Origin of the sequence: Cobetia sp. SIMBA_158 (assembly GCF_046566945.1) — a bacterium.
Classification (GTDB): Bacteria; Pseudomonadota; Gammaproteobacteria; order Pseudomonadales; family Halomonadaceae; genus Cobetia; species Cobetia amphilecti.
Genome location: NZ_JAWJYL010001214.1, coordinates 1 through 230, shown reverse-complemented (window position 1 = coordinate 230; position 230 = coordinate 1). Strand labels below are relative to the sequence as shown.

General features: G+C 38.7%; 1 pseudogene. It reads left to right on the top strand.

Going from position 1 to position 230, the window contains the following annotated elements:
• Positions 1-230 (top strand): annotated as a pseudogene (locus R2R70_RS23585) (hypothetical protein); the annotation flags it as partial.

Below are 230 nucleotides of genomic sequence, written 5' to 3'. Positions count from 1 at the left end.
AAAAAAAGTTTTATCAGCACTGCCCAACCTGAAAATTATTCAAAGGTTTGGTATAGGTGTTAATTCTATTAATCTATCAGCTGCAACAAAAGCTGATACAGTTGCATTATATATGCCTGGGTTCTGTGTAGAAGAGCTGGCAGCGCATGCTGCATCACTAATTCTTGGTCTGATTCGGAATACAGCCTATTATGACCGTCAAATTAGAAATGGAAATTGGCCAAAGGCCA